Below are 16,389 nucleotides of genomic sequence, written 5' to 3'. Positions count from 1 at the left end.
CGAAGCCCGAGGAGCGGACGATGCGCGTACTTCTCGCCGACGACGAAATGATCATCCGGGCGGGGGTCCGTTCCATCCTGACCACCGACCCGGACATCGAGGTGGTGGCCGAGGCCTCCGACGGCCGCGAGGCCGTCGAACTGGCCCGCAAGCACCGGCCCGACGTCGCCCTGCTCGACATCCGGATGCCGGAGATGGACGGCCTGACCGCCGCCGGGGAGCTGCGCAGCACCAACCCGGAGACCGGGGTGATCATGCTGACCACCTTCGGGGAGGACAAGTACATCGAGCGGGCGCTCGACGCGGGGGTGGCCGGGTTCCTGCTGAAGGCCTCGGACCCGCGGGACCTGATCGCCGGGGTGCGGGCGGTGGCGGGCGGCGGTTCCTGCCTGTCCCCGCTCGTCGCCCGCCGGCTGATGACCGACCTGCGCCGGGCGCCCGCCCAGCGCGGCGAGGACCCCGGCGGTCGCACGGACCTGCTGACGCAGCGCGAACGCGAGGTCCTCGGGATGTTGGGCGCGGGCCTGTCCAACGCGCAGATCGCCGAGCGCCTCCACCTGGTCGAGGGCACCATCAAGACGTACGTGAGCGCGATCCTGGCCCAGTTGGGGGTGCGCAACCGGGTGCAGGCGGCGATCATCGCCTACAAGGCGGGCCTGGTGGCGGACGGCGGCCCGGGGTAGGCCGCCGCCGCACGCCCCGGGGGCAGGCCGCCGCCGGCGGCCCCCGGGGGGTGGGCCGCCGCACGCCCGGCCCGCACCTGCCGTCTCAGCCGGCCCGCGACCCGGTGTCCCTGATGAAGCGGGCCAGCCGGCGGGCTCCCTCGACCGCCTCGGCGGTGGTCAGGTAGCTGCACGAGAGCCGGATGCGGCGGTCGCCGGCCGCGTCGAGGTGGAAGTGGCGCATCGGGGTCCAGATCACCCCGTACTCCTGCGCCGACCGGCGCAGCGCCGCCTCGTCCGCCGGGAACGGCACGTCGAGGGTCAGGAAGAACCCGCCGCGGGGGTCGTTCCAGCCGACGCCCGCCGACTCCGGTGCGCCCGGCGGCAGTTCCTCCGCCAGGGTGTCCCGCAGCAGGGCCATGGTCCGCCGGTAGTGGCGGGCCGAGGCCTCGTTGGCGCGCCGCAGCCCGCCCCCGCCGCGCAGCAGCAGGCCGGCGACGGCGGCCTGGCTCAGGCTGGAGGTGTTCACCGTCACCATGCTCTTGACCTTGGCCAGTTCGGCGGCCAGCAGCGTCGGCGGACCACCGTCGGCGCTCTCGACCGGCTGGTCGGCGACCACGAACCCGACGCGGGCGCCGGGGAAGGCGGTCTTGGCGAAGGAGCCCAGGTAGAGGACCCGCCGGTCGGCGTCGAGGGACTTCAGGGTGGGGTGGCGGACCGTGCTGAACACCCCGTACGGGTTGTCCTCCAGGATGAGGAGGTCGGCCTGCGCCGCCGCGTCGAGCAGCTCCGTGCGCTTCGCTCGGCTCATGCTGACGCCCGAGGGGTTGGAGCAGTCGGGCACCACGTACAGGGCCCTGGCCCTGCGGCCGCCCGCCTCGATCTCCCGGACGGCGCGGTCGAGTCCCTCCAGGCTGACGCCGTCGTCGCCGCCGGGCACGGCGACGACCGGTATCCCCAGCAGACTGGCCGCGCCGGTGATCCCGACGTAGCAGGGGCTGTCGACGAGGAGCACGTCGCGGGGGTCCCGGAACAGCGTGCGCAGGGCCAGCACGATGGCTTCCTGACAGCCGACGGTGACGACGACGGCGGCGGGGTCCACGATCAGGTCCTCGTCCACCTCCAGCATGCGGGCGACCAGGTCGCGGATCTGCCCCGCCGTCTCCCCGTACTGGTAGAGCGCGGTGCGGATGCGGTCCTCGGAGTGGCCGAGGCCGCGCAGGTGGTCGAGGTAGGTGTCGATGAGGCCGGGGATCCGCGCGACGTCGAAGTCGCCCTCGTACGGGCGGCCCGGGGCGAAGGAGATCGCGTCCGGGTAGCGGGAGGTGACCTCGTTGAGGAAGTTCATGGTGTCGAGCGTCGGATCGGACAGGCTGGCGTGCAGTGCCGTCCGGCTCAGGACCCGGCCGGGGCCGGGGTCGAGGACCCGGCCGGGGTCCGCGGTCTCCGCGGTGGTCGTCATCCGGGGCTCCTGTCCGGTGCGGGCCGTCCGGGTCCGGGCTGGACGACGGTGGCCGCGTTGATCGTGTCGGTCGTGGCGTGGCCGGTGAGGACCATGGTGTCGGCGAACTCCTCCGCCAGCAGGGTGAGCATCCGGTGGACGCCCTCGGTCCCGCCGGCGGCGAGCGCGTACAGCGCGGGGCGGCCGACGAACACGGCGCGGGCGCCGAGGGCCAGGGCGGCCAGGACGTCGGTCCCGCCGCGGACGCCGCCGTCCAGCAGCACCGGGCAGCGGCCCCGGACCGCGGCCACCACCTCGGGCAGCGCGTCGAGGGTGGCGGGCGCGCCGTCGAGCTGGCGGCCGCCGTGGTTGGAGACGATGATCCCGGCGACGCCTGCGGCGACGGCCGCTTCGGCGTCGGAGGCGGTGAGGACGCCCTTCGCGAGGACCGGCAGGCCGCTCTCGTCCCGCAGCCGGGCCACCGCGCCCCAGTCCAGCGAGCGGTCGAAGGCCAGCCGGCTGTGCGCGCCCGGGGTGGCCGCGCCCGCGGCGGCGGAACCGGCCAGGTTCACCGGGCCGATGTGGGCGGGCACCTCGAAGCCGTTGCGCAGGTCCCGCAGCCGACGGCCGGTGAAGGGGGTGTCGACGGTGAGGACGAGCGCCCGGTAGCCCGCGGCGGCGGCGCGGCGGGCGAGGCCGAGGGTGAGGCCGGGCTCGCGGAACCAGTACAGCTGGAGCCACAGCGGGGCGGTGGCCGCCTCGGCGACCCGTTCCAGGAGCTGCCCGGCGAACGTGCTGACGACGAGCGGCACTCCGACCCGGCCGGCCGCGGCGGCGGTGCCGCACTCCCCGTCCGGATGGGCGAGCCCGTGGTAGGCGACGGGGGCGATCCCGACGGGGACGGCCCAGCGGGAGCCGAGCACCTCCACCGAGGTGTCCGGTTCCTCGATGCCGGGCAGGGCCCTGGGGCGCAGGCGCACGGCGTCGAAGACGGCCTGGTTCGCGGCGAGGGTGCGTTCCCGGCCCGCCCCGCCCGCGATGAAATCCCATACGTCGGGCGGGAGTTGGGTGCGCGCCTGCTCGGCGAAGTCGGCCGGGGTCAGGGCCGTGGGGCGGGGGCGGGACGCCGCCCGCCCGGGCCCGGCGGGCCCGGGCGGGGTGCGGGGGCGGGCCGTGGCCGTCATCGGCCGGCCACTTCCCGCTCCCTCTCCACTGCCTCGTACAGCGCCTTGATGTTGGAACTGCCGAAGCCGCGGGCGCCGTTGCGCTGGATGTACTCGTAGAAGAGCGTGCCGCGCGGGTAGGGCGAGCGGGTGAAGATCTGCAGCAGGTAGCCCCACTCGTCGCGGTCCGCGAGGACGCTCGTGCCGCGCAGTTCGGCGATCCGGTCCGCGAGGAAGCCGACCCGGCGGGCGAGCAGGTCGTAGTAGGCGGCCGGGGTCTTCAGGAAGTCCACGCCCTGCCCGCCCAGGGTGCGGACCGAGTCGACGATGTCGTCCACGAGGAAGGCCAGGTGCTGGACTCCGGCGCCGTTGTGGGCGGCCAGGAACCGGTCTATCTGGCCGGGCAGCCGGGAGTCGTCGGGCTCGATGAGGGTGAAGGTCACTCCGCCGTCCGCGTTGCGCACCACGATGGAGTCCATCGCCTGCTCGCCGACCTGGATGTACTCGGACGAGTAGTACGGCATCCCGAAGGCGGCCTCGTAGAAGGCGGCCGTCCTGCGCAGGGTGCCCGCCTCCAGGCACACGGCGACGTGGTCGAGGACGGGCCGGGCCCCGGAGCCGGCGGTGTCGGCGGTGTCGGCGGCGGGCAGCAGGGCCCAGTCCCGGTCGGGCGGCAGGTGCCCGACGAGGCCCCCGGACGCGGGCAGCAGCGTGTGCCGGAGGTCCCCGAAGCCGGAGACCACGGCGTACTCGCCGCCCTGGCCGCGGACCCGGGAGGGCTCGGGCCGGTGGTGGACGGCCGCGCCGGCGAGCACGGCCCGGTCGAAGGTCTCCGTCACGTCGGCGCAGGTGAAGGCCAGGTCCGCGATGGAGTCGCCGTGCAGCTCCACGTACGCGGCGACCGGGCCGTCCGGTCGCAGGGCCTGGGTGACGACGAGGGTGACCGAGCCGTGGCGCAGCACGGTGGACCTGCGATCACGCGTCCCGGTGGCCGGACCGGCGACGGCCACCGGCGCGAAGCCGAGGCTGTCGATGAGGAAGCCCGCGGCTTCCCGGTCGTCGGAAACGTACAGCTCGGCGTAGGCGATGGCACTCGGCGGCATGGCGGCTCCAAGAACGGGTGAATGCCCGGGAGAGCCCGGAGGAAAGGGCTCCGACATTCTCTGCCAGCAAAATTGGATGTGAATTCGAGTAACAGTCTACAAATCCGCCATATACCCTGGCTATCTGCCGGATATCCAAAGCCTCAAGACCCCTTGATAAGCCCGAACAATCGGTTGACCTGCACGTCAGGGGGTTGTTAGCGTCCAAGTTCCCATTAATCGAATGATGCTCCAGCGGCATTTCCTAGATTGCATCGCACCACGCAATGGCCGGGTGCTCCGGCGGACGAATGTGAGGGACAGTGTCTGAGTTCGCTGCCGTTCGGCACGGTCTGACCAGCGCACAGCACGAGGTGTGGCTCGCCCAGCAACTGGACCCGCGGAGCACCCACTACAAGACCGGGTCCAGCCTGGAGATCAGCGGGCCCGTCGACCACGCCGTGCTGAGCGCCGCCCTGTGGCACACCGTGGCCGAGACGGAAACGCTGTGCTCCCGCTTCCTCGTCGACGAGGACGGCCCCCACCGGGTGCACTGCCCGATCGCCCCGCAGGACCGGGCGGACGAGGACGCCCCGACGGCCGCGGACGGCAGCCCCCTCACCCCGGTGCGGCTGCCGCACCTCGACCTCACCGGGCACGAGGACCCCGAGGGCGAGGCGCTCCGCCTGATGGAGGCCGACCGGGCGACGCCCGTGGCCCTGGACCGCCCGGGCCTGAGCAGCCACGTCCTGTTCACGCTCGGCCCGGACCGGCACATGTACTACCTGGGCGTCCACCACATCGTCCTCGACGGCACGAGCATGTCCCTCTTCTACGAGCGGCTCGCCGCGGTGTACGCGGCACTGCTGACCGGCGGCGCCGTGCCGCCCGCCTCCTTCGGCGACATGGACCGGCTCGTCACCGGCGAGGAGACCTACCGCGCCTCCGCCCGGTACGAGAGGGACCGCGCCCACTGGACCGGCCTGTTCGCCGACCGCCCCGACCCGGTCTCCCTCACCGGCCGCAGCAGCCGCCTCGCCCTCGCCGGCACCCGGGTCGGCCTGCGCCTGGGACCGGAGCGGACCCGGATCCTCGACGAGGTCGCCGGGGCGCACGACTCCTCCTGGGCGCGGGTCGTCATCGCCGGCGTCGCCGCGTTCCTGCACCGCATGACGGGCGCCGAGGACATCGTCGTGTCCGTGCCCGTGACCGGCCGCCACGGCGCCAACGCCCGCACCACGCCCGGCATGGTCTCCAACCAGTTGCCGTTGCGGCTCACGGTCCGCCCGGACACGGCCTTCACCGAGCTGATCTCCGAGGTCTCCACCGCCCTGAGCGCCCTGATGGCCCACAGCCGCTACCGGGGCGAGGACCTCAACCGCGAGCTCGGCCTGTCCGGCGGCGCCGGCGTGCTCGGCCCGACCGTCAACGTCCTGCCCTACACCCGACCCGTGGACTTCGCCGGTTCGCCCGGCGTGATGCGCAGCCTCGGCTCAGGACCGACCACCGACCTCAACTTCGTCCTGACGGGCACCCCCGCGTCGGGGATCCGCGTCGACTTCGAGGGGAACCCGCAGCTCTACGACGCCGAGGACCTCCGCTCCCTCCAGGAACGCTTCGTCGGCCTGCTCGAAGACCTGACGGCCGACCCGACCGCGACGGTCGGCCGGGCCGTCCTGCTCACCGACGAGGAGCGCCGGCGCGTCCTGTCCGACTGGAACGACACCGCGCACGAGGTCCCCGCGGCCACCCTGCCGGAACTCCTGACGGCGCGGGCCGCCCGCACCCCGGGGGCGCGGGCCCTCGTCTTCGAGGGCACCGCCCACACCTACGCCGAGCTCGACGCCCGCGCCGAGCGGCTGGCCCGCGCCCTGACGGCCCGCGGGGCCGGGCCGGAGAGGTTCGTCGCCGTGGCCCTGCCCCGGTCCGCCGAGCTGGTCGTCGCGCTGCTCGGCGTACTGAAGTCGGGGGCCGCGTACGTCCCCGTCGACCCGGGATACCCGGCCGACCGCATCGCGCACATCCTCGGGGACGCGGGCGCCATGCTGGTGCTGACCTCGCGGGAGACCGAGGGACGACTGCCCGACGACGGCACCCCCCGACTGCTGCTCGACGACCCCGCGGCGACCGACGGCGCCGAGGCCACGGGCACCGCCGCGGCCGCCCGGCCGGCCCTCGACCCCCGGCACCCCGCCTACGTCATCTACACCTCGGGATCCACCGGCCGCCCCAAGGGCGTGGTGGTCTCGCACGAGTCCATCGTGAACCGGCTCGCCTGGATGCAGGACACCTACCGCCTCGACGCCTCCGACCGCGTCCTGCAGAAGACCCCGTCCGGCTTCGACGTGTCCGTGTGGGAGTTCTTCTGGCCGCTGATCGAGGGCGCGACGCTGGTCGTCGCCCGGCCCGAGGGCCACATGGACCCGGCCTACCTGACCGACGTCATCGCCCGCGAGGGCATCACCACCCTGCACTTCGTGCCCTCGATGCTCGACGTGTTCCTGGGCGAGCCGGCCGCCGCCGCCTCCCTCACCGGTGTCCGCCGCGTCTTCGCCAGCGGCGAGGCCCTCTCCCCCGAACTCGCCGCCCGCTTCCTGGCCCTGACCGACACCCCCCTGCACAACCTGTACGGGCCGACGGAAGCCGCCGTCGACGTCACGTACTGGCCGTGCGCCGCCGACGACGGCAGGGTCCCCATCGGTCTGCCCGTCTGGAACACCCGGATGTACGTCCTGGACGCCGCACTGCGTCCGGTCCCGCCCGGCGTGCCCGGCGAGCTGTACATCGCCGGCGTCCAGCTCGCCCGCGGCTACCTGGGCCGCCCCGCCCTCAGCGCCGAACGGTTCACCGCCGACCCGTACGGCCCCGCCGGCACCCGCATGTACCGCACCGGCGACCTCGCCCGGTGGAACCACCGCGGGCACCTGGAGTACATCGGCCGCGCCGACCACCAGGTCAAGCTCCGCGGCTTCCGCATCGAGCTCGGCGAGATCGAGTCCGTCCTGCTGGCACGGCCCGGGATCGACCGGGCGGCGGTGCTCCTGCGCGAGGACCAGCCGGGCGACCAGCGCCTCGTCGCCTACCTCGTGCCGGCCGCCGGCAGCCGCCCCGACCCCGGCGCGCTCACCGGCCCGCTGCGCGAGCGGCTCCCCGACCACATGGTCCCCTCGGCGTTCGTCCTCCTGGACGCCCTGCCCGTCACGCCCAACGGCAAGCTGGACCGCAAGGCCCTGCCCGCCCCCTCGTACGCGACCCGCGAGCGGCGCCGCGCCCCGCGCACCCCGCGCGAGGAGATCCTCCGCACCCTGTTCGCGGAGGTCCTCGGCGTCGACGAACCCGGCATCGACGACAGCTTCTTCGAGCTCGGCGGGCACTCCCTGCTCGCCACCCGCCTGATCAGCCGGGTCCGCACGGCGCTCGGCACCGAGCTGTCGATCCAGCAGGTCTTCGAGTCCCCGACCGTGGCCGCCCTCGCCGCCCTCACCGGCGCCGGCCGGGCCCGTACCGCCGTCACCGCCCGGCAGCGGCCCGACCGGCTGCCGCTGTCCTTCGCCCAGCAGCGCCTGTGGTTCCTGCACCAGTACGAGGGACCCTCCGCGCTCTACAACATCCCGGCCGCGCTGCGCCTGACCGGGCCCGTGGACGAAGCGGCCCTCGCGGCCGCGATCGGTGACGTCGTCGCCCGGCACGAGAGCCTGCGCACCGTCTTCGCCGAGGACGAGCACGGCCCCCACCAGGTCGTCCTCACTCCCGAGCGGGCGGCGCCCCGCCTGGAGGTCACCGCCTGCGACGCCGAACGGCTCGACGCGGACCTGGCCCGCGCCGCCCGCCACCCCTTCGACCTGGCCCGCGAAACCCCGCTGCGCGCCACGCTGTTCACGGTGGGCCCGCGGGAACACGTCCTGCTGCTGGTGCTCCACCACATCGCCGGTGACGGCTGGTCGCTGGCCCCGCTCGCCCGGGACCTGGGCACCGCCTACGCCGCCCACCTCGCCGGGGCGGCCGCACCCGACCGGGCGCCGCTGCCCGTCCAGTACGCCGACCACACGCTGTGGCAGCACGAGCTGCTCGGCGCCGCCGACGACGCGGACGGCGAGGGCAACCGGCAGCTCGCCCACTGGCGGACGACCCTGGCCGGGCTGCCCGAACGCCTCGAACTCCCCACCGACCGGCCCTACCCGGCCCGCCGCAGCAACGCGGGGGCCCGCCTGGACCTGTCCGTCCCCGCCGACCTGCACCGCTCGCTGGCCGCCCTCGCCACGCAGACGCGCACCAGCGTGTTCATGGTGCTCCAGGCCGCCCTCGCGGGCCTGTTGACGCGGCTCGGCGCGGGCGAGGACGTCCCGATCGGCTCGACGATCGCGGGGCGCACCGACGCCGGGGTGGAAGACCTCGTCGGCTTCTTCGTCAACACCCTCGTCCTGCGCACCGACACCTCGGGCGACCCCACGTTCCGCGAACTGCTCGGCCGGGTGCGCGACACCGACCTCACCGCCTTCGACCACCAGGACGTGCCCTTCGAGCGTCTCGTCGAGGCCCTCAACCCGGACCGCGGGGCACCCCACCACCCGCTGTTCCAGGTGATGCTGACCTTCGACACCACCCAGCAGGACGCCCTCGGCGAGCTGGGCCGGCTGCCGGGGCTGCGGACCGAGCTGGTGCCGCTGCACACCGGACTGTCCAAGTTCGACCTGGCGTTCGCCTTCGACGAGAGCCGGGACGACGACGGTGCGGCGGCCGGGCTGCGCCTCGCCGTGGAGTACAGCACCGAGCTCTTCGACCCGGACACGGCCCGCGCCCTCTCGGACCGGCTGCTGCGGCTCCTCGCCGCCGTCGCCGCGGACCCGGGGACGCGCCTCGCGGACGTCGACGTGCTGGCCCCGGGCGAGGCCCACCGGCTGCTGGTCGACGCCAACCGGCCGGACCCGACGGCGTCGCCCGCCGAAGGTGCCGGGGACGCCGGGGACGCCGGGGTCACGCTGCCCGAGCTCTTCGAGCGGCAGGCCGCCCGCTTCCCGGACCGCACCGCCCTCACCTTCGAGGACACCTCCCTCACCTACGCGGAGCTCAACGCCCGCGCCAACCGCCTCGCCCGGCTGCTGACCGGACGCGGGATCGGCCCGGACTCCCTGGTCGCGCTGGCGCTGCCCCGCTCCGCCGAGCTGGTGACCGCCCTGCTCGCCGTGGTCAAGGCCGGCGCCGCCTACGTGCCCCTCGACCCCGACTACCCGGCCGACCGCCTCGCCTACGTACTGTCGGACGCCGCTCCCGCCGTCCTCCTCACCGACCGGGACACCGCGGCCCGGCTGCCCGCCCACGACGTGCCCCGCGTCATCGTCTCCGGCCCGGACGCCGCCGGGGACGCGACCGGCACGGACGAAACCGTCGGCCTCCGGGACGGCGACCTCGGCCAGGAGGAGCGGACCCGACGGCTGGACCCGCGGGACACCGCCTACGTCATCTACACGTCGGGCTCCACCGGCCGCCCCAAGGGCGTGGCCGTCCCGCACCACAACGTCGTACGCCTCTTCTCCGCGACCGACCACTGGTTCGGCTTCGACGAGCGACAGGTGTGGACCCTCTTCCACTCCTACGCCTTCGACTTCTCCGTCTGGGAGCTGTGGGGAGCGCTGCTGCACGGCGGCCGGCTCGTCGTCGTCCCCCACTCCGTCACCCGCGACCCCGCCGCCTTCCTGGAACTGCTCGAACGCGAACGCGTCACCGTGCTGAACCAGACGCCGTCGGCGTTCTACCAGCTGGCGGCCGCCGACCACGAGCACACGCCCGACCTGTCGCTGCGCACGATCGTGTTCGGCGGCGAGGCCCTGGACCTGTCCCGGCTGCGCGACTGGTACGAGCGGCACCCGGAGGACGCCCCGGCCCTCGTCAACATGTACGGGATCACCGAGACCACCGTCCACGTGTCCCACTTCCCGGCGGACCGCGCCACGGCCGAGGCCGCCACCGCGAGCACCATCGGCGTCAACATCCCCGACCTGCGCGTCTACGTCCTCGACGGGCGGTTGCGGCCCGCCGCGGCCGGCGTCACCGGCGAAATGTACGTGGCGGGCGCCGGCCTCGCCCGCGGCTACCTCGGCCGGCCCGGCCTCACCTCGGACCGCTTCCCCGCCGACCCGTACGCCGCCCTCTTCGGTGAACGGGGCACCCGGATGTACCGCACCGGCGACCTGGCCAGGCGCCGCGCCGACGGCGGACTCGACTACCTGGGCCGCGCCGACCACCAGGTGAAGATCCGCGGCTTCCGCATCGAACTCGGCGAGATCGAGGCCGTACTGGCCGCCCACCCCGACGTCACCGACGTCACCGTGCGGCTGCGCGAGGACGTCCCCGGCGACCTGCGGCTCGCCGCCTACGTCGTGACACGGGGCGGCGGCCCGTCCGCCCGGGCCCTGCACGACCACGCCGCGGCCCAGCTCCCCGAGCACATGGTGCCCTCCGCGTTCGTCACCCTCGACGCCCTGCCGCTGACCCCCAACGGCAAGCTCGACGCCAAGGCGCTGCCCGCCCCCGCCCATACGGCGCGCGCGGCCGGGCGGGCACCGCGCGGCCCCCGCGAGGAGATCCTCGCGTCCCTCTTCGCGGACGTCCTGGCCGTACCCCGGATCACCATCGACGACAGCTTCTTCGACCTCGGCGGCCACTCCCTCCTCGCGACCCGGCTCGCCGGCCGGATCCGTACGGCCCTCGGCGTGGAGCTGTCCGTCCGGCAGCTGTTCGAGACGCCGACCGTCGCCGGGGTCGCCGCGACCCTGGACGACGCGGAGCGTGCCCGCACCCCGCTGACCGCCGGCCCGCGCCCCGACCGCCTGCCGCTGTCCTCGTCCCAGCAGCGGCTGTGGTTCCTGCACCGGCTCGAAGGGCCCTCCCCCACCTACAACATCACCGGCGCGCTGCGACTGACCGGCCCCCTCGACCCCGAGGCGCTGCGCGGCGCCTTCCAGGCCGTCGTCGTCCGCCACGAGAGCCTGCGCACGGTCTTCACCGAGGACGCCCTCGGGGCCCGACAGACCGTCCTCGCACCCGACGCGGTCCGCTTCGAGCTGCCCGTCCGCGACACCACCGCGGACCGCCTCGACGCGGACCTGGCGCGCGCGGGCCGGCACTCCTTCGACCTGACCCGCGACGTCCCCGTCCGCGCCGAACTGCTCCGGCTCGCACCGGCCGAGCACGCCCTGCTGCTGTCCGTCCACCACATCGCGGGCGACGGCTGGTCGCTGGGGCCGCTCGTGCGCGACCTGGCGACCGCCTACACCGCGCTCGCCGGGGGCCGCGCCCCCGAGTGGACGCCGCTGCCCGTCCAGTACGCGGACTACGCGCTGTGGCAGGCCGCCCGGCTCGGTGACGCCGCCGACCCCGCCAGTGTGGCGGGCCGCCAGCTCGCCCACTGGAAGCAGGCCCTGGCCGGCGCTCCCGACCTGCTGGAGCTCCCCGCCGACCGGCCCCGCCCCGCCGTCGCCTCGCACCGCGGCGGCCGGGTTCCGGTGACCGTCCCGGCCGGCCTGCACGGACGGCTGACCTCACTGGCCCGCGAGTCCCGGACCAGCGTGTTCATGGTCCTCCAAGCGGCTCTGGCCACCCTGCTGAACCGGATGGGCGCGGGCGACGACATCCCGATCGGCACCCCCGTCGCGGGCCGCTCCGACGACGCCCTCGACGAGGCCGTCGGCTTCTTCGTCAACACCCTGGTCCTGCGCACCGACACCTCGGGCGACCCGACGTTCCGGGAACTGCTGGACCGCGTGCGGGAAGCCGACCTGACGGCCTACGCCCACGAGGACCTGCCCTTCGAGCGTCTGGTCGACGTGCTCAGCCCGACCCGGTCGCTGTCCCACAACCCCCTGTTCCAGGTCCTCCTGAGCCTGGACACCACCCAGCAGAACGCGCTCGCGGCCCTGTCCGCCGCCGGCTTCGCCGTGGCGCCGATCCCCGTCGAGAGCGGCGTCGCGAAGGTCGACCTGGCCTTCGAACTCGCCGAGCACCGGGAGGCCGACGGCTCCCCCGCCGGCCTCGCGGGCGCCGCCGAGTTCAGCACCGACCTCTTCGACGAGAGCACCGTCCGCTCCCTCGTCGCACGGTTCCTGCGCCTGCTCGACACCCTGGCCCACGACCCGGACCTGCGGATCGCCGAGCCGTCCGTACTCGACGCCGCGGAACTGCGCCGCGTACTCGTCGAGTGGAACGACACCCCCCGCTCCACGGACCCCCGGACCTTCGCCGAGTACGTCGAACGGCACGCCGCCGACGCCCCGGAGCGGACGGCCGTCGAATCCGAGGACGGCAGCCTGACGTACGCCGAACTCAACGCGCGCGCCAACCGGCTGGCCCGCCACTTCATCGAACGGGGCGTGCGCGCCGAACAGTTCGTGGCTCTGGCACTGCCCCGCTCGGCCGACCTGGTCACCGCCACCCTCGCCGCCTTCAAGGCGGGCGCCGCCTACGTGCCGATCGACCCCGCCTACCCCGCGGAACGCATCGCGTACCTCGTCGAGGACGCCGCCCCGACCCTGATCGTCACCACCGCCGCCGTCGCGGCCGCACTGCCCGACACGGCCGTCCCCCGGATCCTCCTGGACGGCCCCGCCACCGGGCCGGAGCTCGCCGCACTGCCCGCGCACGACGTCACCGACGCGGAACGACGCGGCCCGCGCCGCTCCACCCACCCGGCCTACATGATCTACACCTCCGGCACCACCGGCCGGCCCAAGGGCGTCGTCGTCACCCACTCCGGACTCCCCGGACTCCTCGACATCTTCACCGGCGACTGCGCCACCGGCCCCGGCAGCAAGGTCCTCCAGCACCTCTCCCCCAGCTTCGACGCGGCCTTCTGGGAGCTGTCGATGGGCCTCCTCACCGGGGCGACCCTGGTCGTCGCACCGGCCGGCCTCACCCCGGGGCCGGAGCTGGCCGCGCTGGCGAACCGCTTCGGCGCCACCCACCTCAGCCTGACGCCCGCCGTCCTCAAGCTGCTGCCCGAGGACGCGCTGCCCACCGTCACGACCCTCGTCGTCGGCGCGGAGACGAGCCCGCCGGAGCTGGTGGAACGCTGGTCCGCCGGCCGTATCCTGCTCAACTCCTACGGTCCGACGGAAACCACCGTCTGCTCCACCATGAGCCGGCCCCTGTCCGGCCCCGTCACCCCGCCCATCGGCGCCCCCATCGCCAACAGCTCCGTCTACGTCCTCGACGCCGCCCTGCGTCCGGTGCCCCCCGGCGTCCCCGGCGAGCTCTACGCGGCCGGCTCCCACCTCGCCCGCGGCTACCACGGCCGGCCCGCGCTCACCGCGGAACGCTTCGTGACCGACCCGTACGGCGCCCCCGGCACCCGCATGTACCGCACGGGCGACCTGGTGCGCTGGCTGCCCGGCGGCGAGCTGGAGTACCTGGGACGCGTCGACACCCAGGTCAAGATCCGCGGGCTGCGGATCGAGCCCGCCGAGATCGAGTCCGTCCTCGTCGAGCGCCCCGAACTGGCCCGGGCGGCCGTGATCGTCCGCGAGGACAACCCGGGCGACCGGCGGCTCGTGGCGTACGTCGTACCGGAGCCCGGACACACCCCGGACGTGCGCCGACTGCGCGCCGACCTGCGCGGCATCCTGCCCGACCACATGATCCCCACGGCGTTCGTCCCCCTGGACGCCCTGCCGCTGACGATCAACGGGAAGCTGGACCGCAAGGCGCTGCCCGCCCCCGACTACACCGGGCAGTCCTCGGGCCGCACCCCGCGCACCCCGCGCGAGCGGCAGCTGTGCGCCCTGTTCTCCGAAATCCTGGGCCAGGAGTCCGTCGGCATCGACGACGGCTTCTTCGACCTCGGCGGCGACAGCATCCTCTCCATCCAACTGGTCGGCCGGGCCCGCGCGGCCGGGCTCGTCCTGTCGGTGCGCGACGTCTTCGAGCACCAGACGCCCGCGCTGCTCGCCGAAGCGGCCACGGCCGCCGACGGTACGGAGGGCGCCGGACGGCTCGTCACGGGGGCCGAGGTGTCCCCGTACGGGGACGCGCCGGCGACGCCGATGATGGGATGGTTCGCCGACCTCGGCTCCGACCGGGCCGCGTTCAACCAGTCGGCCGTCCTGCACGCGCCCGCCGACCTGGACTTCGAGGCCCTGGGCCGCGCGCTGGGGACCGTACTCGACCACCACGACGCCCTGCGGGCGCGGGTCGCCGACGACTGGACCGTCACCGTGCCCGAGCCGGGTTCCGTGACCGCAGCCGACTGCCTGACCCGCTTCGACGCCACCGGACTCGACGACGACGCGGTCAGCGCCGCCGTGACCGGGCGGGCACGCGACGCCCGGTCCCGACTCGACCCGGCCGCCGGCCGGATGCTCCAGGCCGTCTGGATCGACCGGGGAACGGACCGGGACGGGCTCCTCGTCCTCGTCGCGAACCACCTGGTCATGGACGGGGTCACCTGGCGGATCGTGGTCCCCGACCTGGTCACCGCCTACGAGGGCGGCACGCTCGCCCCGGTGGGCACCCCGTGGCGCCACTGGGCCCGCTCCCTCGCGGACCTCGCCCTCGACGCGCGGACCGAGGAGCAGCTCGACCACTGGAGCACCGTCCTCGGCGGCACACCCCCGGCCCTGCGCGTGGACCGGACCCGCGACACCCACGCGGCCGCCGGGGAGGTCACCGCCGAGCTCGACGCGGAGACCACCGAAGCACTGCTGACCTGGGTGCCCGGCACCGTCAACGCCGGCATCAACGACGTCCTGCTGACCGCGTTCGCCGTCGCCGTCGCCGACTGGCGGCGCGACCGGGGCGGCGACCCGCACGCCCCGGTGGTGGTGGACCTGGAGAGCCACGGACGGCACGAGGACGCCGTACCCGGCGTCGAACTCAGCCGCACGGCAGGCTGGTTCACCTCCATGTACCCGGTGCTCCTGGACCCGACGGCACACGCGTCCGGCGGCGCCACCGGCGTCCGCCTCGGCGCGGCTCCCGCCCTGGTGCCCGCCCTGAAGGCCATCAAGGAACAGCTCCGCACCGTACCCGGCAACGGCCTCGGCCACGGCCTGCTGCGCCACCTGAACCCGGCCGGCCGCGCCGTGCTCGCCGCCCTGCCGGTCCCCGAGTTCGGCTTCAACTACCTGGGGCAGATGGGCCAGGGCGCCGGCGAAGCCGCCGCCTGGTCCGTCGCCGGGGCGGACGTCGCCGGCATCGACGGGGCCATGCCCCTGGCCCACCCGGTGGACCTCAACGCCTCGGCGCGCGAAACCCCTTCCGGTACCCGGCTCGTCGCGACGTGGACGTACGCGGCGGCCCTGCTGCTCCCCGAGGACGTCCAGGAGCTGTCACAGGCCTGGTTCGCCGCCCTGAAGCGCCTCGTCGAGGAGGCCCGCCGCCCGGGCGCCGCCGGCCTCACCCCGTCCGACGTCACCCACCCGGCCGTCACGCAGGCCGAGATCGAGCACCTGGAGTCCGTCGTCCCCGGACTGCGGGACGTCCTGCCGCTCGCGCCCCTCCAGGAGGGCTTCCTCTTCCTCAACCTGTACGACGAGGACACCCGCGACGTGTACGTGGGCCAGATCTCCTTCGACCTGAGCGGCCCGTTCGACGCGCCCCGCATGCGCGCGGCCGCCGAGACCCTGCTTCGACGCCACGACAACCTGCGCGCCGGCTTCCACCAGGTCCCGTCGGGTGCCTGGGCGCAGGTCGTACCGGCCGAGGTCGAACTCGACTGGCAGGAGCACGACCTGTCCGGCCTCGCCGCCGACGAACGGTCCCGCGCGGCGGACCGGATCGCGGCCGAGGTCCTCGGCCGCCGCTTCGACCTGACGCGCCCGCCGCTGCTGCGGTTCACGGCCGTCCGGCTGGACGAGAACCGGGTCCGGCTGGTGATGACGAACCACCACATCCTGGTCGACGGCTGGTCCATGCCGCTCATTTGGCAGGAACTGATCGCGCTGTACGCGGCGACCGATGGCGGCGCGTCGGCCCTGCCGCGGGTGCGTCCGTACCGGGACTACCTGACGTGGTTGGACGGCCGGGACCGTGAGGCGGCCCGGAGGGCATGG

At 74.5% G+C, this 16,389-nt stretch carries 5 protein-coding genes; 2 read left to right on the top strand and 3 right to left on the bottom strand.

Annotated elements, in window-relative coordinates:
- Nucleotides 1-20 precede the first annotated feature (20 nt).
- Entirely contained in the window at nt 21-683 is a 663-nt protein-coding gene (locus NOD94_RS26720; RefSeq protein ID WP_281208663.1) for a response regulator transcription factor, read from the top strand.
- 85 nt (nt 684-768) lie between these two features.
- Here the strand turns inward: NOD94_RS26720 and NOD94_RS26715 are convergent, their stop codons facing one another.
- From NOD94_RS26715 to hppD, 3 genes are read right to left on the bottom strand one after another with little or no spacing between them, the layout of a single operon-like run.
- On the bottom strand, nt 769-2,124 hold the full coding sequence (locus tag NOD94_RS26715) for a PLP-dependent aminotransferase family protein (RefSeq protein ID WP_281208662.1): 1,356 nt from the start codon (nt 2,122-2,124) through the stop codon (nt 769-771).
- On the bottom strand, nt 2,121-3,287 hold the full coding sequence (locus NOD94_RS26710; RefSeq protein WP_281208661.1) for an alpha-hydroxy acid oxidase: 1,167 nt from the start codon (nt 3,285-3,287) through the stop codon (nt 2,121-2,123). Before NOD94_RS26710 ends, NOD94_RS26715 begins: the two co-directional genes overlap by 4 nt.
- Nucleotides 3,284-4,369 (bottom strand): 4-hydroxyphenylpyruvate dioxygenase, encoded by a 1,086-nt coding sequence (gene hppD / locus NOD94_RS26705; RefSeq protein ID WP_281208660.1) that lies wholly within the window; start codon nt 4,367-4,369, stop codon nt 3,284-3,286. Before hppD ends, NOD94_RS26710 begins: the two co-directional genes overlap by 4 nt.
- Before the next feature lie 302 nt (nt 4,370-4,671).
- On the opposite strand from hppD, the gene NOD94_RS26700 reads away from it, so the two are divergent.
- On the top strand, nt 4,672-16,389 hold an 11,718-nt coding region (locus NOD94_RS26700), incomplete at its 3' end, for a non-ribosomal peptide synthetase (RefSeq protein WP_281208659.1).

It is taken from the genome of Streptomyces sp. Isolate_45, from assembly GCF_024721315.2.
Taxonomy (GTDB): Bacteria; Actinomycetota; Actinomycetes; order Streptomycetales; family Streptomycetaceae; genus Streptomyces.
Note: the sequence above shows the minus strand (reverse complement) of the source record. Positions and strands in the feature narration are given on the sequence as shown.

What these genes read in the sequence shown, in the direction of transcription:
- NOD94_RS26710 (WP_281208661.1), bottom strand. Translation starts at nt 3,287, where the DNA reads ATGACGGCCACGGCCCGCCCCCGCACCCCGCCCGGGCCCGCCGGGCCC.
- NOD94_RS26715 (WP_281208662.1), bottom strand. Translation starts at nt 2,124, where the DNA reads ATGACGACCACCGCGGAGACCGCGGACCCCGGCCGGGTCCTCGACCCC.
- NOD94_RS26720 (WP_281208663.1), top strand. Translation starts at nt 21, where the DNA reads ATGCGCGTACTTCTCGCCGACGACGAAATGATCATCCGGGCGGGGGTC.
- hppD (WP_281208660.1), bottom strand. Translation starts at nt 4,369, where the DNA reads ATGCCGCCGAGTGCCATCGCCTACGCCGAGCTGTACGTTTCCGACGAC.